This is a genomic window from Paeniglutamicibacter sulfureus (assembly GCF_039535115.1).
Taxonomy (GTDB): Bacteria; Actinomycetota; Actinomycetes; order Actinomycetales; family Micrococcaceae; genus Paeniglutamicibacter; species Paeniglutamicibacter sulfureus.
The window spans coordinates 19,768-39,349 of the sequence record NZ_BAAAWO010000001.1 but is presented as its reverse complement, the minus strand read 5'-3'; the positions used below and the strand labels follow the sequence as shown (position 1 = coordinate 39,349).

Genomic DNA, 19,582 nt, shown 5'->3' with positions numbered 1-19,582 from the left:
TGCTTAGTCGCGGACGTTGGCCGGGTTGTTGGGCAGTGCGTTATAGAAGGTCAGCCGGAATTTTCCGATCTGCACCTCCGAGCCGTTGGCAAGGCGCACCGAATCCACCCGGTCGTTGTTGACGTAGGTTCCGTTCAACGAACCGCTGTCGACCACGCTGAACCCTGAAGCATCACGAATGAATTTTGCATGCTTGCGCGAGACAGTGACGTCATCAAGGAACACACCGGCGTCCGGATGGCGTCCTGCCTGGGTCATATCCTGGTCCAGCAGGAAGCGTGCTCCCTGGTTCGGTCCGGAGTGCGCGATCAACAATGCGGAGCCTTCCGGCAGCGCGGAGACGGCGGCGCGTTCTTCAACACTCAGACCGTAGAAGACAACTGGTTCACGCGTTACCGGCGGCAAGGCAATTCCCGTTGTTTCGGTAGACGACTCGTGCTGCTGGTTAGGCACCTGAGCTTCAGCCATTTCCGGTCCTCCAAAAATCTTTATCATAATTCCCTGTGGACGTTGCCCGGCCCCAAAATGGGGCAATCGTCCTATCACCAGATTAGCCTACTAGCCACCGGTCAGTTTTCGTGAATAACGAGACAGTTAATCTCCACAGTTGCGCGGTCGGCGTGGGAGGATGCAGGCATGCCTGATTTCGAGAAAAAAGACCAGTCACCCACGGTGGCCACCCGGCAGGCCGAGCCCAAGCCCCGGTGGGGCCTGCGGATTGGGCTGGGCATAGCAGCGGTGGCGCTGCTGGCGATCGTCTACCTTATCGTCCGCCTGTTCCTGCCCGTTTGGTGGGCCACGAATATCGGCAATCAAACCCAGGGGTCACTGAGCAGCGGAATCATCCTTGGACTCGTGTATGGCTTCGTCTTCACCTTCGTTCCCCTGCTCATTATCTGGCAGGCCCGGTACAAAAAGGTGTCATGGCCGTGGAAGTCAGTGATTGTCATAGTCGCTATCCTGCTGGCGATCCCGAACTTGCTGACCCTGAGCATCTATGCGAACTCATCCAGTGCTGCCGCCAAGGCCAGGTCGATGATCGACATCAGCGCCACGTATTTCCCGTCCTGGTCCATTGGCGGTGCGGCAGCCGCCCTGGTGCTCTTCGTGGGCATTGCCGCGTTCTGGCACCTGTGGCATTCGCGTGGCAAGAAGTTGAAGGCCATGAAATCAGACATGAAGACCCAGGCCGCACTGCGGGACGCCGAGTCGTCCGCCCCGACCGCCGAATCGGGAAGGGACGGTTCCCGGCCCGTGGCCTGGTCGCCAACGGAGAACGCCGAGCATCCCAAATCCGCCAACTGACACCCTGTGCCGCCTGAACGCATTTAGCGGCGCCTCTCCAAGCATCTCCGCCCATCCGGCGGGAGTCTTGGCGGGGCGCCGTTCGCGTTTGGCCAACTTCTGGCTGGGCAGTTCACAGATGAACCACAACCGCACCCACCCGAGAAAAAGATCCGGCTAATTCGTCGCGACCCTAGACATTGCCAACGCCTTCACCTTAGTCTTGGTGAATAGCTTTCAGTGAACGCTATTGGCGGATCTCCAATGGCCGCCGGACGTACCCATGTCCGCGATGCGGATTCCCCCAAGGTCCACATCGAAAATGAGCCCCGCCGGTCTCCGGCGGGGCTCATTCGTGCGTTCAGCCGGGTCTAGCTGGGGCCCTGCGCCCCCGTCCGCCAATAAGCTGGCCAAAGCCGGTTCGCAAGACGGCGTGTCCTCGGCTTTTGGCTGTCAGCTTCACAAGCGCCTGAACGACTTACCTTTCCGACTCCAAACCTCCGGCAATTATCGAAATCTAGTCATGACGGCGGGAACGGTGAGAGTCACCGGGACATGGAAAAACCCCGGCAGTTCAACGCTACTTCGTTGATCTGCCGGGGTTTTAACCGGTCGGGCTAGCGGGATTCGAACCCACGGCCTCCTGACCCCCAGTCAGGCGCGCTACCAAGCTGCGCCATAGCCCGGTTGCTTTCGCAGCCGTTCTCCCTCACTCTCGTGAAGGTGCCGTCTGCGAAAAGCTCCGTGATTACCCTACCCTATTTTTTGGGCTACTTCGAACGCTGGCGCTTTTCGCGCACTCGCATCGACACTTCAATGGGGGTTCCCTCGAAGCCAAAGGTCTCGCGAAGCCTGCGGGTAATGAATCGGCGGTACCCGGGATCCAGGAAACCTGTGGTGAACAGCACAAATCGCGGCGGACGCGAAGAGGCCTGGGTGCCGAAGAGAATACGCGGCTGCTTGCCTCCGCGCAGGGGGTGCGGGTGCGCCGCCACAAGCTCGCCCAGGAAGGTGTTGAGCTTGCCGGTGGAGATGCGCTTGTCCCAGGATTCCAGGGCCGTGTGCAGGGCGGGAACGAGCTTGTCCTTGTGCCAGCCGGTCTTGGCCGAGATGTTCACGCGCGGGGCCCACTCCACGTGCGCCAGATCGGTCTCGATCTCGCGCTCCAGGTAACGGCGGCGGTCATCGTCCATCAGGTCCCACTTGTTGAACGCGAGCACCAGGGCACGGCCCGAGTCGATGGTCATCTGCAGGATGCGGACATCCTGCTCCGAAAGGACCTCGTCGACTGCCAGCAGCACGACGGCAACCTCGGCCTTTTCCAAGGCGGCCTGGGTGCGCAGCGAGGCGTAGTAGTCAGAGCCCTGTGCCATGTGCTGGCGGCGGCGGATTCCAGCGGTGTCAACGAAGCGCCAGACCTCGTCGCCCAGTTCTACGAGCTCGTCGACGGGGTCGCGGGTGGTGCCGGCGAGGGTGTCAACGACCACGCGCTCGGAGCCGGCCATCTTGTTCAGCAGCGAGGACTTGCCCACGTTCGGGCGGCCGACCAGCGCAATGCGGCGCGGGCCGCCGCGCGGGATGATCCCACCGAAGGCAGAGTACTCGGGGAGCTTGGCCACAACGGCATCCAGCAGGTCCGCTGCGCCGCGGCCGTGCAGGGCCGAGACCGGCCAAGGCTGGCCGAAGCCAAGGCCCCAGAGGAAGGAGGCGTCGGCTTCCTGATTGGCGTCATCGACCTTGTTGGCGACCAGCAGCACCGGCTTCTTCTTCCGGCGCAGCATCTTCACCACTGCCTCGTCGGTGGCGGTTGCGCCAACGCGGGAGTCAACGACGAAGAGGATGACGTCGGCGATGTCAGCGGCAACCTCGGCCTGCTCTGCCACTCGGGCGTGGATGCCCTTGGCGTCGTGCTCCCAGCCGCCGGTGTCAACCACGGTGAAGTTGCGGCCCGCCCATTCGGCCTGGTAGGACACGCGGTCGCGGGTCACGCCCGGGACATCCTCCACGACTGCCTCGCGGCGGCCCAGGATGCGGTTGACCAGCGTGGACTTGCCCACGTTGGGGCGCCCGATGATGGCCAGGACCGGCGGGATGACCTCGTCGGCGTCGTCGTCGAAGTCATCGCCCAGGTGCGCGAGCAGCTCGGCGTCTTCCGGGTCCAGGTCGTAGTCATCGAGGCCGGCCAGCAGCGCGGTGGCGCGTGCGTCGGCATCCTCGTCGCTGATTTCGGCCAGGCGGTCGGCGATGTGGTCCTCGTTGTTGAACGGGACGTACTCGGCGCCCTCGTCCGGAAGCAGGCTCTCACTCATGGTGTGGTTCCTTTGCGTTGCGTGCCTCCACCAAACGCGGAAGCCGGTATCAATTCAAGCATGTACCCCGCCTTGGCGCGCAGCATTCGCTGCGCACCGGGGCGGGGATGGTGATCCGCCGGCGGCGGATCGGGAGGTTCTATTAGTCGGCCTGGGCCTTGATGGCCTCGAGCACGGCTGTCACCGTTTGCTCGAAGTCCATCTCCGAGGAGTCCACGGTGGCCACCCCGTCGGCGGCGACGTGGAAGTCCACCACCGTGGAGTCCTTGGCGTCGCGGACGAGCACCTGGGCCTGCAATTCGGCGTCCGACTGGGTTCCGCCGAGCTGCAGGCCGCGGCGGCGCAGGCGCGCCTCCTCGGAGGCGGTGAGCAGGATGCGGGCGTCGGCGTCCGGGGCCACCACGGTGGTGATGTCCCGGCCCTCGGCCACGATGCGTTCGTGCGCGGCAATGATGGCCCGCTGCCGTGCGACCAGCTCGGCCCGGGCGGCAAGGTTGGTGGCCACCGCAGATACGGCCTCGGAGACAAACGGTTCGCGGATCGCCTCGGTCACGTCGGTGCCGTGGATGGTGATGCGTTCCACGTCCGGATCGGTGGAGATGAACAAGTCGGCCGCCTTGACTGCGGCGGCAACCGCCTCGGCGTCGGACAGGTCGGTGCCGGCATCCAGCGCGTGCCAGGTCACCGCGCGGTACATGGCGCCGGTGTCGAGGTAGGCGGCACCCAGACGGCGCGCCGTTTCCTTGGATACCGAGGACTTTCCGCTGCCCGAGGGGCCGTCGACTGCAACCGTGATTTTCCGCATTACTGCACTACCTTCCATCCAAGTGCGCTGAGCACCGTGATCAATTCTTCCCGGCGTCCGGGGATGACGGAGATGTCTACCAGCCCGACCTGGTGCCCGGCGGAGTGTTCCATCCGCAGGTCTTCCATGTTGATCCCGGCGTTCCCGACGTCGGCCAGCAACCTGGCCACCTGCCCCGGCTTGTCCTTGACCGCGACGGTGACCAGGGCGAAGGCCTGCGGCGGCGCGCCGTGCTTGCCAGGGATCCTGGCCTGCCCGGCGTTGCCCTCCCCCATCAGCTGGGCGAGATCAAGCAGCGCACCGGGGGCCGAGGGATCCTCGAGCGTAGCGACAAGCCGCTGCAGGTCCTCTTGCATGCCGCGCAGGATCGGCACCAGGGCGCCGGCATTGTGGCTGAGGATCTGGATCCACAGCTTCGGGTCCGAGGCCGCGATCCGCGTGGTGTCGCGCAGCCCGTTCCCGGCAAGCGCCAGCGAATGCCCCGGCGCGTTCAGCAACCGGGAGGCAATCAGCGAGGAGGCCACCTGCGGGAAGTGCGAGATCAGTGCGACGGCCGCGTCGTGGTCGGCGGCATTCATCCGGGCGACCGTGGCCCCCAGGTCGATGGCCAGCGCCTCGGCGGTCTTCACCGAGTCGCCGCGCGATCCGGCATGGGCACAGATCACCCACGGCATGGAGGTGAACAGTTCGCCGCGGGCAGCGGCCGGGCCGGAGCGCTCGCGCCCCGACATCGGGTGCGTGCCCACGTAGCGGCTCAGGTGTTCCTCGCCGATGCGCGGATCCGCCCGCACGGCCTCGAGGATCGAGCCCTTGACGGAGGCGATGTCCACCACGGTTGACATCGGGAAGTCGAGAAGGGCCTGCGCCACGACCGCGGCGGTGACGTCCGGCGGGGCGCCGACGACGACCAGCTCGGGCGCCAGCGGGCGCCCGGGGACGGCGATGGTGCCCGCGCCGATGTCCTGCGCGACGATTTGTGCGCTGGGCGAGGGGTCGGCAAGCCAGACGTTCAGTCCGCGCTGGCTCAACCCCAGCCCGACGCTGGTGCCCAGCAGCCCGGTGCCGATGACCAGAATCGGTCCGGCCAGGTGCGTGGTGGGCATGTGGCTACATCCCCACCATTGCCAGCAGGTGCCCGACTTCCTGGTTGCCCAGCGGGCGGATGGTGCCCTGCTTCTGGTCGCCCAGGCGGATCGGGCCGACCTGGACGCGGACCAGGCGGGTCACCGGGTGTCCTACCTCTTCGAAGAGGCGGCGGACGATGCGGTTGCGGCCCGAGTGCAGGATGACTTCCACGAGCACGTGGCCCGGGGTGGAGTCGACCAGCTTGAAGGAATCGACCGACTGCCAGCCGTCCTCGAGCTTGATGCCCTTCTTCATCTGCGCGCCGATGCCGGCGGCCATCGGTCCGCGGACCTGCACGAGGTAGGTCTTGGGGACCTCGTAGGACGGGTGGGCCAGCCGGTTGGCGGCCTCGCCGTCATTGGTCAGGATCAGCAGGCCCTCGGTCTGGTAGTCGAGGCGCCCGACGTGGAAGAGGCGCTCCTGGCCCTTCTTGCGGATGAAGTCAGAGATGCACTTGCGGCCCTCGGGGTCCTCCATGGTGGAGACGACGTTGCGCGGCTTGTTGAAGACGAAGTAGCGCATGTCGGCGTTCAGCTGCAGGCGCATGCCGTCCACGTGCACGGTGTCGCGCTCGGGGTCGATGCGGATGCCCGCCTCGGTGATCAGCACGCCGTTGACCTCGACGCGGCCGTTGGCGATCATTTCCTCACAGACGCGGCGCGAGGCCACACCCGCGTTGGCCATGACCTTCTGCAGGCGCACACCCTCGAGATCGGAGTGGGCGGCGGCTGCCTGGGCCCGCTGCGTGGGCTTGGTGCGCTCGGTGTTGACCGGGCCGAGGTTCTTGCCGAAGCGTTCCTTGCCGAAGGCCTGGGGGCCGGTGTACTTCTTCTTGCCCGGGGCACCTGACTTCTTGGACTGCTTGGGTCCGCCGTGTGCCTTGGACCAGGAACCGGCAGATGACTCGTTGCCGCCTTCGGAGCCCGGGCGCGGGTTTGACGAGCGTGGATTTTGGTTGGAACGGCCAGCACCGGTTGCTCCTCGGCCGCGGCCGTTGCCGGAGCCGGAGCCTTGTGGGCGCTGGTTGCCGCGGCCTGGGCGGGATCCCTGGTTCATGATCTGTCCTTATGTTGTTTCGTGGTTCGCCTATTGCCAGGGCGAATCAACGTCATAGTCGTCGATGTCACCCACTCCGGGAAGATGCGGGGAGAGCCTGGGCAGCTCGGAAACGCTGCCCAATCCCAATCTTTCCAGAAAGTACGAGGTGGTCTGATACAACGTGGCACCACTTTCACCGTCGTCGGGTGCTTCGTGGATCAGCCCGCGCGTCAGGAGTGTGCGCACCACCGAATCGACGTTGACCCCGCGAATCGCCGCGATCCTGCCGCGGGAAACCGGTTGCCGGTAGGCGATCACTGCCAAAGTCTCCAGCGCTGCCTGGGTAAGTCTTGCCGTTTGGCCGTCGATGACGAAGCGTGAAACGAAGGGAGCAAAATCACGTCGGGAGAAGATGCGCCAGCCGCCGGCCAATTCACGCAGCTCAAAACCGCGTGGTGTATCCCCACCATCATACTGTGCCCGCAGCTTTTCAAGGGCCGCTGTGACGCGTTCCTCACTGACCTCAAGCACCTGCGCGAGGTGGCCGGCGGCGATGGGCTCGTCGATCACCATCAGCACCGCCTCGATGCCGGCTTCCAGCCCCCCGGGCAGTGCGTCTATTGCCGACCCGGCGGCTTCGGGAAGCCCCCCGGCGGCAGGTGTGGCGGTGTGGTTCATGGATTTCCCCCCTGCGGGTCTGGTGCCAACGTGGTGGATGTCTCGGACGGTTCAGCGGCCACGGGTTCGTATTCCTCTTTCAGCGCGGCAGGGTCCCAGTCCGCATCGGGTTCAACCCAGCGCACGTTCAGCGCATCCAGCGGCGCATCCTGGGAAAAGGCGATCACCCGTTCGCGATACATTTCCAGCAGCGCCAGGAAGCGGGCCACGACCTCCAGGTGGCTTGCCGCGTCGGCGACCAGCGCGGTGAAGCTCAGCGAGCGGTGTTCCTTCAGCAGTGCTGCCAGGATGCCTGCCTGCTCGCGCACCGACACGGTGCCGCCGTGCAGGTGCCCGGTCCCGACCTCGGTGGGTGCCGGTGCCTTGGGTGCCAGGGCTGCGGCGGCCAGCTGCGCCAGTGCCTCGGGGCTGGTCTTGAAGACCAGTTCGGGAAGCAGCGCGGCGAAGTGCGCCTCCAGGCCCGCCTGCCGCGGGAAGCTGGTGGCTTCCTCGTGCAGCTTCCCGGCGATCCAGCCGGCGGCGTGCTTGAACGCCTTGTACTGCAGCAGCCGGGCGAAGAGCAGGTCGCGGGCCTCGAGCAGGGCCATGTCCTCGTCGTTTTCCGTCTCGCTGCCCGGCAGCAGGCGTGCCGCCTTCAGGTCAAGCAGCGTGGAGGCGATGACCAGGAACTCGGTGGTCTCATCCAGCGCCTTGGACCCCGGCCGGGCCTGGAGCAGCTTCAGGTAGGCGATGAATTCGTCGGTGACCTCTGCCATGGCGATCTGGGTGATATCCATTTCGCGCTTGGCGATCAGCGAAAGCAGCAGGTCGAAGGGGCCGGAAAAGTTTTCCAGCGAAACCCGAAAGCCACCGGCCGAATCGTCTGGGACGACTCTGCCGGTGGCGGTGGTTTCGGCGGCGGGTGCCGTCATTACGGGGCGCCGCCGCGGGAGATCAGTTCCCTGGCGAGCTGGCGGTAGGCCTCGGCACCCGGGTGCGTGGTGGCGTAGCTGGTGATGGGTTCGGCAGCAACGTTGGCGTCGGCGAACTTGATGGTCCGGCGGATGACCGTCTCGAAGACGGTGTCCCCGAAGGCCTCGACCAGCCGGCCGACGACCTCGCGGCCGTGCAGCGTGCGCGGGTCGTACATGGTGGCCAGCACGCCGTCGATGGCCAGGGCGGGGTTCAGCCGGTCCTGGACCTTCTCGATGGTCTCCACCAGCAGGGCCACGGCACGCAGTGCGAAGAACTCTGCGGTCAGCGGGATGATCACGCCGTGAGCGGCCGTCAGCGCGTTGACGGTCAGCAGGCCCAGCGAGGGCTGGCAGTCGATGAGCACGATGTCGTAGTCATCGGTCACCGAGCGCAGGGCACGTTCCAGGACCTGTTCGCGGGCGACTTCGTTGACCAGCTGCACCTCGGCGGCGGAGAGGTCGATGTTGGCCGGCAACAGGTCGACGTTCTCGACATCCGTGCCCAGGATGGCGTCGCGGATCTCGGTCTTGCGGTCCATCAGCACGTTGTAGACGGTGACGTCGAGTTCGTGCGGGTTGGTGCCGAAGCCAGCGGACAGGGCGCCCTGTGGGTCGAAGTCGACCAGCAGCACCTTGCGCCCGTATTCGGCCAGGGCCGCCGCGAGGTTGATGGTGGAGGTCGTCTTGCCGACGCCGCCCTTTTGGTTGACCATGGCGATCACGCGGGCCGGGCCGTGGGATTCCAGTGGCTGCGGTTCGGGGAAAATCGTCATCGGGCGCCCGGTGGGCCCCATGGGGGTGGGCTCCTTGAGCAACCCCACGCCTCGCGCCTTGCTGCCCTGTTCCTCGCTCACGGTATGAACCACGCTTCCGTTCGTTGTGCGATCTGGTTGACTACTTGTTTCAAGGGTATAGGTTGTGCACCGGCCTTTGCCCAACCAGCGTCACGGCGAGCCTTTACCTTGAAGTTGAAGTCCAACGTTGGTTTGGTGCCGGACGCACCAACGCCAGGGCCCCGGATGCGGGGGTCCCTGGCGCTGGTACCGGGTGCCGCGGAAGCGGCGCCGGTGTTAGTGCTCGTTGGCGGTCAGCGAGAGCTCGTCGAAGGGACGGTCCCCGGCAAGCACCGAGCGGGCCTGCTCCATGTCGATTTCCTTGGTCCACTTGCCGATCAGCAGCGTGGCGACAGCGTTTCCGGTGAAGTTGGTCAGTGCGCGGGCCTCGGACATGAACTTGTCGATGCCCACGATCACGCCCATGCCGTCAAGCAGTTCCGGGCGGTGCGACTGCAGTCCGGCCGCCAGCGTGGCCAGGCCGGCGCCGGTGACCCCGGCGGCGCCCTTGGAGGCGACGATCATGAAGACCAGCAGGGAGATCTGCTCGCCGATGTTCATCGGCATGCCCATGGCGGTGGAAACGAACAATGCGCTCATGGTCAGGTAGATCGCGGTGCCGTCGAGGTTGAAGGAGTAGCCGGTGGGAACCGTGATGCCCACGACCGGCTTGGAGACGCCCACGTGTTCCATCTTGGCGATCAAGCGCGGCAGGGCGGACTCGGAGGAGGAGGTGGAGAAGATCAGCAGGTATTCGCGGGCCAGGTACTTCATCAGCGCGAAGATGTTCAGGCCGGTCACGGCGCGCAGCAGCGAGCCGAGGATCACGATGATGAACAGGGCACAGGTGACGTAGAAGGCGCCCATGAGGATGGCCATGGAGCCGATGGCTGCCCAACCGGTGGCGCCGACGACCGCGGCGATGGCGCCGAAGGCACCGATCGGGGCGGCCCACATGATCATCATCATCAGGCGGAAGACCACGGCCTGGATGTTCTTGATGGCACCGAGCACCGGCTCGCCGCTCTTGCCCATGGACTGCAGGGCGAAGCCCACGAAGAGCGCCAGGACCAAGGTGGGCAGCACCGGGATGTCGCCCGGGATCAGCTCGAGCAGGAACTTGACGGTGGCGTTTTCGGCTCCGCCGGCGGCACCCTCATAGGGCTGCAGCTGCAGGCCGGAGCCCGGGTGGACCAGGTTGCCGACGAACAGGCCGATGGCCAGGGCGAAGGTGGACATGGTGATGAAGTAGAGCAGCGCGAGCCCGCCGACCTTGCCGACCGTGGCGGCCTTGGCGATCGAGCCGATGCCCAGCACGATGGTGCAGAAGATGACAGGTGCGATGATCATCTTGATCAGGGCGACGAAACCGGTGCCCAGCGGCTTGAGCGCCTTGCCGAGGTCCGGGGCCACCAGGCCGATGGTGGCGCCGGCGACCACGGCTACGATCACCATGATGTACAGCCAGTGGGTGCGGTCCTTCTTGAGAGGTGGTTCCTGGTTCCCGATGGGGTCCCGGTCCAGGACTCCGCTCGATGCCGGCGTCGTTGCCATGATGGCTCCTTCTGGAAAATGTTGCTTCGGTGTGGGGCGGCGATTGGATGCGCCGTGAGCTCTTCATCCATGGTGGGGCCCGGAGTGATCGAGATCTCTCTTGTGTTCATAATGGTCATGGCGGGTTTGTTGACGTGCCACCCTTGAGGTGCGCGTTGCGCGCCACCGAGGAACCACACGAAGGGGGGAAGCCGCCCATGCCAACAGCCGATCGCCGCTCCCCCGCCGCGCATCCGCGCGGCCGAGGCCCGTATTCGCTGGCCGCCCGCATCTTCGTCGCGCAGCTGGCGCTGGTGGCACTGGTGGTGTCGGTGGTCAGCGCCGCGGGCTACCTCAATGCCCGCGCCCAGGCACACGATTTCGCCGCCAAGCGGGTGCTATCTGTCGCCGAGACGCTCTCGCACGATCCGTTCGTGATCGACGGGGTGCAGCTTCCCGACCCGTCGGTGGCGCTGCAACCCTTTGCGGCGCAAATCCTGGAACACGCCCAGGTGGATTTCGTGACCATCATGGACACCGACCGCACCCGCTACACCCACCCCACCCCAAGCGAGATCGGGCGCAAGTACGTGGGCAGCGTCGAGCGGGCCCTGGCCGGGGACAGCCAGGTGGAGGACTACCCCGGCACCCTGGGCCCCTCAGTGCGCGCCATCTCCCCGATCCGCGACCCCGGCGGAAACGTGATCGCGATGGTCTCGGTGGGCGTGACCCTGCAGTCCCTCAGTGTCACCCAGGCAGCCCTCATTCCCGCCACGCTGCTGGTGGGGCTGCTGGCGGTGGGCCTCGGGGGCGTGTTCACCTATGCGCTGTCCCGCTACCTGCGCCGCGCCACCCTGGGCTACGGCCCGGAGGAGCTGCGCCGGCTCTACGCCTATTACTTTTCCGCGCTGCATTCGCTGCGCGAGGGACTGGTCCTGGTGGATGCCAAAGGCCGGCTGGTGCTCTACAACGACCAGGCCGCCCAGCTGCTGGGCCTGCCGCCCGCCGGTTCCCTGCGCCCGCTGCCGGTCGTGCAGGTGGGGCTGCCGGAAACGGTTGCCGAACTCTTTGCCTCGGGCCGGCGCGCCACCGACGAGATCCACCTGACCCAGAACCGGGTGCTGGTGATTTCCCAACAGAACGCCGAGCAGCCCGATTCGGATCCCGGGGCGCGGGTGCGCTGGACGCTGCGCCGCAAGCAGGTGGAGAGCTCGCTGGGCACGGTGGCGACGCTGCGCGACCACACCGAGGTCCAGGCGCTGACCGGGCAGCTCGAGTCCCTCACCACGCTCACCGAGGCGCTGCGCGCCCAGACCCACGAGCACGCCAACCGGCTGCACACCGTGGCCACGCTCATCGAGCTGGGCCGGGAGCGCGAGGCGCTGGAGTTCGCGGTGGCGGACCGTCAGGAGTCCCAGCGGCTCACCGACGAGTTCGTGCAGGCAGTCGACGAGCCCTACCTGACTTCGCTGCTGGTGGGCAAGGCCGCGCAGGCCCACGAACGCGGCATCACGCTGACCTTCTCCGCCTCGGGGCACCTGCCCGCCGGCGCGCTGGATGCCAGGGACCTGGTGACGATCACCGGGAACCTTTTGGACAACGCCTTCGATGCCGCGGCCGGGTCGGAGCAGCGCCGTGTCTGGGCCGACTTCGCCGCCGACGACGACTCGGTGGTGGTCTCGGTCGCCGATTCCGGGCCAGGCGTCGACCCTGATTTGCTCGACGAGTACTTTCGGCTGGGTGTTTCCTCCAAGCCGGTGGCCGCGGGAAGCGGGTCGCGCGGGCTGGGACTGGCGCTGGTGCGCCAGGCGGTCGCACGCCTGGGCGGGTTCCTGGAAGTGGATAATGATGCCGGGGCCATTTTCACCGTGACGCTGCCGCTCTCCCGGCCGGTGCGTTCCGCGCCTTAGGCCGCCGGCACCCGCCCCACACCAAGACCCCCCCAGGAAGCACAGGTACATGGATCCGCACAGAGACCTCCGCGTTCTCGTGGTTGACGACGAGGCCACCACCGCCGCTGCGCACGCCAAGTACGTCGCCCGCGTCCCCGGCTTCGAGGTGCAGGCCATTGCGCACAGCGGCCAAGAGGCCTTCGCAGCCCTGGATGCGGCCCAGGAGGCCGGCACGCCCATCGACCTGGTGCTGCTGGACATGAACCTGCCCGACTTGCACGGATTGGACGTGGCCCGGCGGGTGCGTGGGCGCGGCAACACCGTGGACATCATCGCGATCACCGCGATCCGGGACCTGAACGTGGTGCGCACCGCCATCTCCGCGGGCGTGACCCAATACCTGATCAAGCCCTTCGGCTTTGCCGCGTTTTCCGAGAAACTCGAAAACTACCGGATGTTCCGCTTCAACCTGGGCACCACCGGCCAGTCGGCCTCCCAGGAGTCAATCGACAACGCCTTTGCCGCTCTGCGTTCGGTCGGCCCGGCCCCGCTGCCCAAGGGGCTGATCACCGAGACCCTGGGCGCCATCGCCGAGGCGCTTCGCTCGGCGAGCGCGGCACTCTCGGCCACCGAGGTATCAGAATTGCTGGACCTCTCCCGCGTCACCGCACGTCGCTACCTGGAGCACCTGGCAGAGACCGGGCAGGCCGCCAAGGCCCCGCGGCACGGGACCCGGGGGCGCCCGGAGTACGAATACAGCTGGCGCCCCAGGGCGTAGGCCCCCTGGCCTACCGGCCCGCCGGGCGCAGGAACGGGATGAGTTCATCGATGACCGCCGGGTCCTCGATGGTGGAGGGCACCGCGTAGGGCTTGCCGTCGGCGATCTGCCGCATGGTCTTGCGCAGGATCTTGCCCGAGCGGGTCTTGGGCAGCGCCGCCACGATGCGGACCTCGCGGAAGTCCGCGACCGGGCCGATGTGGGCCCGCACCATCGCGACAAGTTCCCCGGCCAGATCCTCCTCGGAGATCCCTGCCCCGCTCTTGAGCACCACGTATCCGCTGGGGCGCTGGCCCTTGAGCTCATCGGCGACCCCGATGACCGCGCATTCCGCAACCGCGGGATGGGAGCCAAGCACCTGTTCCATGGCGCCGGTGGAGAGCCGGTGCCCGGAGACGTTGATGACGTCGTCGGTGCGGCCCATGACAAAGAGGTAGCCGTCGGCATCGAGATAGCCGGAGTCCCCCGTGGCGTAATAGCCGGGGAACTGCTCCAGATAGGTTTCGATGAAGCGCTGGTCGTTTCCCCACAGCGTGGCCAGGGTGCCCGGGGGCAGCGGGAGCTTGATGGCGATGTTGCCCTCTTCGCCTGCCCCCACCTCGGCACCGAGCCCGTCGAGGATCCGCACGTCGTACCCGGGCACCGGGACAGTGGGAGAGCCGGCCTTGGGCTCCAGCACCTCAAGGCCCACAGGGTTCGAGGCAATGGGCCAGCCGGTCTCGGTTTGCCACCAGTTGTCCACCACCGGCACCCCGAGCTTTTCCCCGGCCCAGGCGTAGGTGTCGGGGTCCAGTCGCTCCCCCGCCACGAAGAAGTTCCTGAGGCTGGACAGGTCGTAGCCGGCCATCAGCTCGGCGGCGGGGTCGGCCTTGCGGATGGCGCGCAGCGCGGTGGGAGCGGTGAAGAAGGTGTCCACCTTGTGGTCCTGAATGAGCCGCCAGAAGGCCCCTGCGTCGGGGGTGCCCACGGGCTTGCCTTCGTAGAGGACCGTGGTGGCACCGGCGATCAGCGGGCCGTAGACGATGTAGGAGTGCCCGACCACCCAGCCGACGTCGGAGGCGGTGAGCATGGTGGAGCCCGGTCCAACGCCGTAGATGTTGCGCATCGAGAAGTCCATGGCCACCGTGTAGCCGCCCGAATCGCGCACCACGCCCTTGGGGGCGCCGGTGGTCCCGGAGGTGTAGAGGATGTAGAGGGGGTGGGTGGCGGGCACCGGAACCGCGGCGGCGGGTTCGGCGAGCGCGGCCAAGTCGTCCCAGTCGTGCCAGGTGGCGTCGGTGCCGGCGAACTCGGAGCGCTGGTGCGCGAAGCCGTCACGGTGGTGGACGATGACGGTGGAAACCTTGTGGCCGGCCATCCCCATGGCCTCGGCGACGGCGGGCAGGTATTCGATGCGGCGCGAGGGCTCGATGCCGCCGGTCGCGGTGACGATGGCGGCAGGGGTGGCGTCGTCGATGCGTGCGGCCAGTTCCTTGGGGGCGAATCCGCCGAAGACCACCGAGTGCACAGCGCCGATGCGGGCGCAGGCAAGCATGGCGATGTGTGCCTGCGGAATCATCGGCAGATAGATCAGCACCCGGTCGCCGATCCCGATCCCCGCATCCCGCAGGACACCGGCGAACTTCTCGACCTTGGCCAGCAGCTCGGCGTAGCTGAAGCGTTCCTGGATGCCCAGGACCGCGGAGTCGTAGATCAGTGCGGTGTTCTCCCCGCGACCCGCCGCAACGTGGCGGTCCAGGGCGTTGTGGCAAACGTTGAGGACCCCGTCGGGGTACCACGCATAGATCGGCGCGCGGCTCTCATCCAGTCCGGCGGTGGGCTTCTGCTCCCAATCGATTGATGCGGCCGCATTGAGCCAAAAGGCTGCGGGGTCGGTCTTGGCTTCGGCAAAGGTCTGCGCGTAGGTCGGTGCCATGCGAACCGTCCATCCATTCGTATCAGGTACTTGATCGGGTCCCACTGAGCATATGACTCCCGCCACACAATTTCAAGATGAATGTATACACGAACGGACTATTTTGGAATAAAGTCTCATGCTTCGCGTGACTTTGTGGCTTTTCTGTATACAATTAACGGCATGAGGGCAAGCGACAAGGCTTATGAGGCACTGCGAACGGACATCGTCGAATGGCGGTTGCGTCCCGGTGCCGTGCTGGGCGAGGTTGAACAGGCCGAACGCCTAGGTGTTTCACGCACCCCGCTGCGTGAGGCCCTGGCCCGGCTGGTCGCCGACGGGCTGGCAGTTCAGCAGCGCGGCCGCGGTGCCGTGGTCTCCGACGTCTCGAGCGAGCACGTTGACGACCTTTTTGACCTGCGTCGCGCCCTCGAGGTCGAATCCGCCCGCATTGCGGCGCGAAAAGCCGAGCCGGCCACCTTTGCGTCGCTGCGCTCCCGCTTCCTGGAGGCGGGACGCTGCACCGGCCCCGAAACCCGCGAGGCCTACTACCTGTTGGCCGGGGAACTCGACAGCTGCATCGATGCCGCGGTGGACAACCCCTACATCGAACAGGCCCTGCGCTCACTGCGGGTCCATCTGGCCCGGGTCCGCCGCCTGGCACAGGACGACCCCGAAAGACTGGCGAGGTCCGCGCTTGAACACGCGGCGATCGCCGAGGCCATCGCGGCCCGAAATCCGGAGGTCGCCGCGGCGGCCACCCAATTGCACCTGCACCACAGTCTTGAACACATCAAAACCCATGCTGGACCCCGAGAGGACACCCCATGATCAACCACCCCGTACGCGTGTACCGCAGTGAAGAAAACCTTGCCCGCGAGGATCAGCTCGCGCACAAGATCGCTACCGTTGCAGCCGACCCGGTAGAGGTCACCGCAGAGGTCACCGAGATGATCATCAACCGCATCATCGACAACGCCTCCGTTGCCATTGCCTCGCTGAACCGCGGTCCGATCGTTGCAGCACGTGCCCAGGCCCTGACCCACGCCCCGTCCACCGGCGGCAAGGGTGCCTCGGTCTTCGGCATCACCGAGAAGGTCTCCCCCGAATGGGCAGCCTGGGCCAACGGCGTGGCGGTGCGCGAGCTCGACTACCACGACACCTTCCTGGCCGCCGAGTACTCCCACCCGGGCGACAACATCCCGCCGATCCTGTCGGTGGCACAGCACACCGGGGCTTCGGGCAAGGACCTGATCCGCGGCATCGCCACCGGCTACGAGATCCAGGTCGACCTGGTCAAGGCGATCTGCCTGCACAAGCACAAGATCGACCACGTGGCACACCTGGGCCCGTCGGCCTCCGCCGGCATCGGCACCCTGCTCGGCCTGGATGTCGAAACCATTTTCCAGGCCGTGGGCCAGGGCCTGCACACCACCACCGCCACCCGCCAGTCGCGCAAGGGCGAGATCTCCACCTGGAAGGCCCACGCACCTGCCTTCGCCGGCAAGATGGCCGTCGAGGCAGCGGACCGCGCCATGCGCGGCCAGACCTCGCCGGTGCCGATCTACGAAGGCGAAGACGGCGTCATCGCCTGGCTGCTGGACGGGCCGGACGCAGCCTACGAGGTTCCGCTTCCGGAGGCCGGCGAAGCCAAGCGCGCCATCCTGGACACCTACACCAAGGAGCACTCGGCCGAATACCAGGCACAGGCCTGGATCGACCTGGCCCGCAAGCTCAACCGTGAACACCCGGAAGCCGCCGACGCCAAGAACGTCGCCTCGGTCCTGATCAAGACTTCCCACCACACGCACTACGTGATCGGCTCCGGCGCCAACGACCCGCAGAAGTACGATCCGACCGCCTCGCGCGAGACCCTTGACCACTCGATCCCGTACATCTTTACCGTCGCCCTGCAGGACGGCGCCTGGCACCACGTGGATTCCTACTCCCCGGAGCGTGCGGGACGTGCCGACACCGTGGAACTGTGGAACAAGGTCACCACTGAGGAAGACAAGGAGTGGACCCGCCGATACCACTCGCTGGACATCAACGAGAAGGCCTTCGGCGGCTCGGTGGTCATCACCTTGGCCGACGGCACCGTCATCACCGACGAGATCGCCGTGGCCGACGCCCACCCGTTGGGAGCCCGGCCGTTCGCCCGCGAGCAGTACATCAACAAGTTCCGTACCCTGGCTGCCGGCCTGGTCGAGGAAGACGAAATCGACAGGTTCATCGCAGCTGCCGAAAACCTGGAGAAACTGGGTGCCGGCGAGCTTGACCAGCTGAACATCGTTGCCGCCCCGGGCGTCATCGACCTCGCGGCAGCCCCGAAGGGACTGTTCTAACATGTTGTACTCCACCACCACCCCGGAGCAGAAGCGCGCGGCACTGCGCGAGATGCTCGTTCCGGGAACCGCACGCCAGTTCCCCGGGGCCTTCAACCCGCTCTCGGCCCGGTTGATCGAGGAAAAGGGCTTCGACGGCGTCTACATCTCCGGTGCCGTGCTGGCCAATGACCTTGGCCTGCCGGACATCGGGCTGACCACGCTCACCGAGGTGGCCACCCGTGCCGGGCAGATCGCCCGGATGACAGACCTGCCCTCGTTGGTTGACGCGGACACCGGATTCGGCGAGCCAATGAACGTGGCCCGCAGCATCCAGGAACTCGAGCATGCGGGGTTGGCCGGCTGCCACATCGAAGACCAGTTCAACCCCAAGCGTTGCGGCCACCTCGACGGCAAGAACGTCGTGGACCTGGACACCATGGTCAAACGCATCGCCGCGGCGGCGGATGCCCGGCGGGATTCGAACTTCCTGATCATGGCCCGCACCGACGTGCGCGCCGTGGAGGGGCTCGATGCAGCCATCAACCGGGCCAAGGCCCTGGTGGATGCCGGCGCGGATGCCATCTTCCCGGAGGCCATGAAGGACCTTTCCGAGTTCGAGGCAGTCTGCAAGGCAGTTGACGTGCCGGTGTTGGCGAACATGACGGAGTTCGGCAAGTCCGACCTGTTCACCCGCCAGCAACTGGCGGATGTCGGCGTGGCCATGGTCATCTACCCCGTGACGCTGCTGCGCAGCGCCATGGGAGAGGCCGAACGCGTCCTGGATGCGCTTGCAGCCGACGGAACCCAGGAGTCTCGGGTAGATTCAATGTTGACGCGTGCGCGTCTCTACGAGCTGGTTGACTACGAGGCGTACAACCGCTTCGACACCGGGATCTTCAATTTCCAGGTCCCTGATCTGGATATCCACTCAAACAACGCGAATTTGTAGGAATCAGGAGCGAAGTGATGACTGAAACTGAGATCAAGAAGGGCCTCGCCGGCGTCGTCGTCGACTACACGGCGGTCTCCAAGGTTAATCCGGAGACGAATTCGCTGCTATACCGTGGATACCCGGTCCAGGACCTGGCCGCCAGGAAGAGCTTCGAGGAAGTGGCCCTGCTGCTGTGGACCGGAGAGCTGCCCACTGAAATCGAGCTCACCGACTTCGTCGCGGCCGAGCGGGCAGGGCGCGCCCTGGCCGCCAACGTCAAGGCCGCCATCGACCTGCTGCCGCTCGATTGCCACCCGATGGACGTGGGCCGCACGGCGGTCTCGGTCATCGGCGCCAACCACGCACTGGCCGACGATTCCTCCCCCGAGGCCGAACTCATCAAGGCCAAGGAACTCTTTGCCGCGTTCCCTGCAGTTGTCGCGTACGACCAGCGCCGCCGCCGCGGCCTGGGTGTCATCGAGCCACGCGAGGATCTGGACTACTCCCAGAACTTCCTGTGGATGACCTTCGGCGAGGAAGCCGCACCGGAGGTGGTCGACGCGTTCCGCGTTTCGATGGTCCTCTACGCGGAGCACTCGTTCAATGCCTCGACGTTCACCGCCCGTGTGGTCACCTCCACCCTCTCGGACCTGCACTCGGCCGTCACCGCGGCAATCGGGGCGTTGAAGGGGCCGCTGCACGGCGGCGCCAACGAGGCAGTGATGCACACCTTCCACGAGATCGGCATCGACAAGAACGAATCCCGCCAGGATGCCGCGGCCCGCGCCAAGGCGTGGATGGAGGAGGCCCTGGCCGCAAAGAAAAAGGTCATGGGCTTCGGCCACCGTGTCTACAAGCACGGCGATTCCCGCGTTCCGACCATGAAGGCTGCGCTGGACAAGATGATCGCCTACTACGGCCGTAGTGAAATGCTCGGGCTGTATGACGGACTCGAAGCGGCCATGGACGAGGCCAAGGCCATCAAGCCGAACCTCGACTACCCGGCCGGCCCAACGTACCACCTGATGGGCTTCGACACCGAGATGTTCACCCCGATCTTCATTGCCTCGCGCATCACGGGTTGGACAGCACACATCATGGAACAGCGTGCGTCCAACGCGCTGATACGCCCGCTGTCCGAATACAACGGCCCGGAGCAGCGCGCGTTGTAATCATTCGGGACCTCAGCACGTTGCGAGGGA

Annotated in this window: 17 protein-coding genes and 1 tRNA gene; 7 read left to right on the top strand and 11 right to left on the bottom strand. The window is 66.1% G+C overall.

What is annotated here, in order from left to right; translation table 11 throughout:
• Positions 1-3 precede the first annotated feature (3 nt).
• Positions 4-468: an FHA domain-containing protein gene (locus tag ABD687_RS00170; protein WP_264270763.1), complete on the bottom strand. Its 465-nt coding sequence runs from the start codon at positions 466-468 to the stop codon at positions 4-6.
• A gap of 168 nt (positions 469-636) precedes the next feature.
• On the opposite strand from ABD687_RS00170, the gene ABD687_RS00165 reads away from it, so the two are divergent.
• Positions 637-1,305, top strand: coding sequence for a hypothetical protein (locus ABD687_RS00165; RefSeq protein WP_264270764.1), 669 nt, complete (start codon positions 637-639; stop codon positions 1,303-1,305).
• Between the two features lie 591 nt (positions 1,306-1,896).
• Here the strand turns inward: ABD687_RS00165 and ABD687_RS00160 are convergent.
• The 9 genes from ABD687_RS00160 to ABD687_RS00120 all read right to left on the bottom strand — a co-directional run bounded on the left by ABD687_RS00160 (position 1,897) and on the right by ABD687_RS00120 (position 10,579).
• Positions 1,897-1,970 (bottom strand) — tRNA-Pro (locus ABD687_RS00160).
• Positions 1,971-2,054: 84 nt separating this feature from the next.
• On the bottom strand, positions 2,055-3,593 hold the full coding sequence (gene der, locus ABD687_RS00155; RefSeq protein ID WP_264270765.1) for a ribosome biogenesis GTPase Der: 1,539 nt from the start codon (positions 3,591-3,593) through the stop codon (positions 2,055-2,057).
• Between the two features lie 142 nt (positions 3,594-3,735).
• Positions 3,736-4,398, bottom strand: coding sequence for a (d)CMP kinase (gene cmk / locus ABD687_RS00150; RefSeq protein ID WP_264270766.1), 663 nt, complete (start codon positions 4,396-4,398; stop codon positions 3,736-3,738).
• Positions 4,398-5,501, bottom strand: coding sequence for a prephenate dehydrogenase (locus tag ABD687_RS00145; protein WP_310288296.1), 1,104 nt, complete (start codon positions 5,499-5,501; stop codon positions 4,398-4,400). Before ABD687_RS00145 ends, cmk begins: the two co-directional genes overlap by 1 nt.
• A gap of 4 nt (positions 5,502-5,505) precedes the next feature.
• Positions 5,506-6,579 (bottom strand): pseudouridine synthase, encoded by a 1,074-nt coding sequence (locus ABD687_RS00140; RefSeq protein ID WP_264270768.1) that lies wholly within the window; start codon positions 6,577-6,579, stop codon positions 5,506-5,508.
• 30 nt (positions 6,580-6,609) lie between these two features.
• A complete protein-coding gene (gene scpB, locus ABD687_RS00135; RefSeq protein WP_302262490.1) occupies positions 6,610-7,239 on the bottom strand; it encodes an SMC-Scp complex subunit ScpB in 630 nt (209 codons plus the stop codon).
• The gene (locus tag ABD687_RS00130) at positions 7,236-8,150 is read right to left on the bottom strand and encodes a segregation and condensation protein A (RefSeq protein WP_310288299.1); all 915 of its coding nucleotides are present in this window, start codon (positions 8,148-8,150) and stop codon (positions 7,236-7,238) included. The genes scpB and ABD687_RS00130 overlap by 4 nt, the downstream gene beginning before the upstream one ends.
• The gene (locus tag ABD687_RS00125) at positions 8,150-9,046 is read right to left on the bottom strand and encodes a ParA family protein (protein WP_372342937.1); all 897 of its coding nucleotides are present in this window, start codon (positions 9,044-9,046) and stop codon (positions 8,150-8,152) included. The genes ABD687_RS00130 and ABD687_RS00125 overlap by 1 nt, the downstream gene beginning before the upstream one ends.
• 216 nt (positions 9,047-9,262) lie before the next feature.
• Positions 9,263-10,579, bottom strand: a complete 1,317-nt coding sequence (locus ABD687_RS00120) for a cation:dicarboxylate symporter family transporter (RefSeq protein WP_264270771.1) — start codon at positions 10,577-10,579, stop codon at positions 9,263-9,265.
• A gap of 197 nt (positions 10,580-10,776) precedes the next feature.
• Between ABD687_RS00120 and ABD687_RS00115 the strand changes: the two genes are divergently transcribed.
• Together ABD687_RS00115 and ABD687_RS00110 are read left to right on the top strand one after the other, a co-directional pair.
• Positions 10,777-12,468 (top strand): sensor histidine kinase, encoded by a 1,692-nt coding sequence (locus ABD687_RS00115; RefSeq protein ID WP_310288303.1) that lies wholly within the window; start codon positions 10,777-10,779, stop codon positions 12,466-12,468.
• 49 nt (positions 12,469-12,517) lie between these two features.
• The gene (locus ABD687_RS00110; protein ID WP_264270773.1) at positions 12,518-13,228 is read left to right on the top strand and encodes a response regulator; all 711 of its coding nucleotides are present in this window, start codon (positions 12,518-12,520) and stop codon (positions 13,226-13,228) included.
• 10 nt (positions 13,229-13,238) lie between these two features.
• Here the strand turns inward: ABD687_RS00110 and ABD687_RS00105 are convergent, their stop codons facing one another.
• Positions 13,239-15,143: an AMP-binding protein gene (locus ABD687_RS00105; protein ID WP_264270774.1), complete on the bottom strand. Its 1,905-nt coding sequence runs from the start codon at positions 15,141-15,143 to the stop codon at positions 13,239-13,241.
• Positions 15,144-15,305: 162 nt separating this feature from the next.
• Between ABD687_RS00105 and ABD687_RS00100 the strand changes: the two genes are divergently transcribed.
• Genes ABD687_RS00100 through ABD687_RS00085 form a run of 4 tightly spaced genes read left to right on the top strand, consistent with a single transcriptional unit; the run spans position 15,306 to position 19,552 of the window.
• Positions 15,306-15,953 (top strand): GntR family transcriptional regulator, encoded by a 648-nt coding sequence (locus ABD687_RS00100; protein ID WP_302262495.1) that lies wholly within the window; start codon positions 15,306-15,308, stop codon positions 15,951-15,953.
• Positions 15,950-17,467, top strand: a complete 1,518-nt coding sequence (locus ABD687_RS00095) for an MmgE/PrpD family protein (RefSeq protein ID WP_264270776.1) — start codon at positions 15,950-15,952, stop codon at positions 17,465-17,467. Before ABD687_RS00100 ends, ABD687_RS00095 begins: the two co-directional genes overlap by 4 nt.
• Position 17,468: 1 nt before the next feature.
• The gene (gene prpB, locus ABD687_RS00090) at positions 17,469-18,398 is read left to right on the top strand and encodes a methylisocitrate lyase (protein ID WP_302262496.1); all 930 of its coding nucleotides are present in this window, start codon (positions 17,469-17,471) and stop codon (positions 18,396-18,398) included.
• 17 nt (positions 18,399-18,415) lie between these two features.
• Positions 18,416-19,552, top strand: a complete 1,137-nt coding sequence (locus ABD687_RS00085; RefSeq protein WP_264270778.1) for a bifunctional 2-methylcitrate synthase/citrate synthase — start codon at positions 18,416-18,418, stop codon at positions 19,550-19,552.
• The last annotated feature ends 30 nt before the right edge of the window (positions 19,553-19,582 follow it).

Coding starts and splice junctions, on each gene's coding strand:
- ABD687_RS00110 (WP_264270773.1), top strand. CDS start 12,518: ATGGATCCGCACAGAGACCTCCGCGTTCTCGTGGTTGACGACGAGGCC.
- der (WP_264270765.1), bottom strand. CDS start 3,593: ATGAGTGAGAGCCTGCTTCCGGACGAGGGCGCCGAGTACGTCCCGTTC.
- ABD687_RS00140 (WP_264270768.1), bottom strand. CDS start 6,579: ATGAACCAGGGATCCCGCCCAGGCCGCGGCAACCAGCGCCCACAAGGC.
- ABD687_RS00105 (WP_264270774.1), bottom strand. CDS start 15,143: ATGGCACCGACCTACGCGCAGACCTTTGCCGAAGCCAAGACCGACCCC.
- ABD687_RS00120 (WP_264270771.1), bottom strand. CDS start 10,579: ATGGCAACGACGCCGGCATCGAGCGGAGTCCTGGACCGGGACCCCATC.
- ABD687_RS00115 (WP_310288303.1), top strand. CDS start 10,777: ATGCCAACAGCCGATCGCCGCTCCCCCGCCGCGCATCCGCGCGGCCGA.
- cmk (WP_264270766.1), bottom strand. CDS start 4,398: ATGCGGAAAATCACGGTTGCAGTCGACGGCCCCTCGGGCAGCGGAAAG.
- ABD687_RS00130 (WP_310288299.1), bottom strand. CDS start 8,150: ATGACGGCACCCGCCGCCGAAACCACCGCCACCGGCAGAGTCGTCCCA.
- ABD687_RS00085 (WP_264270778.1), top strand. CDS start 18,416: ATGACTGAAACTGAGATCAAGAAGGGCCTCGCCGGCGTCGTCGTCGAC.
- ABD687_RS00170 (WP_264270763.1), bottom strand. CDS start 468: ATGGCTGAAGCTCAGGTGCCTAACCAGCAGCACGAGTCGTCTACCGAA.
- scpB (WP_302262490.1), bottom strand. CDS start 7,239: ATGAACCACACCGCCACACCTGCCGCCGGGGGGCTTCCCGAAGCCGCC.
- prpB (WP_302262496.1), top strand. CDS start 17,469: ATGTTGTACTCCACCACCACCCCGGAGCAGAAGCGCGCGGCACTGCGC.
- ABD687_RS00165 (WP_264270764.1), top strand. CDS start 637: ATGCCTGATTTCGAGAAAAAAGACCAGTCACCCACGGTGGCCACCCGG.
- ABD687_RS00100 (WP_302262495.1), top strand. CDS start 15,306: ATGAGGGCAAGCGACAAGGCTTATGAGGCACTGCGAACGGACATCGTC.
- ABD687_RS00145 (WP_310288296.1), bottom strand. CDS start 5,501: ATGCCCACCACGCACCTGGCCGGACCGATTCTGGTCATCGGCACCGGG.
- ABD687_RS00095 (WP_264270776.1), top strand. CDS start 15,950: ATGATCAACCACCCCGTACGCGTGTACCGCAGTGAAGAAAACCTTGCC.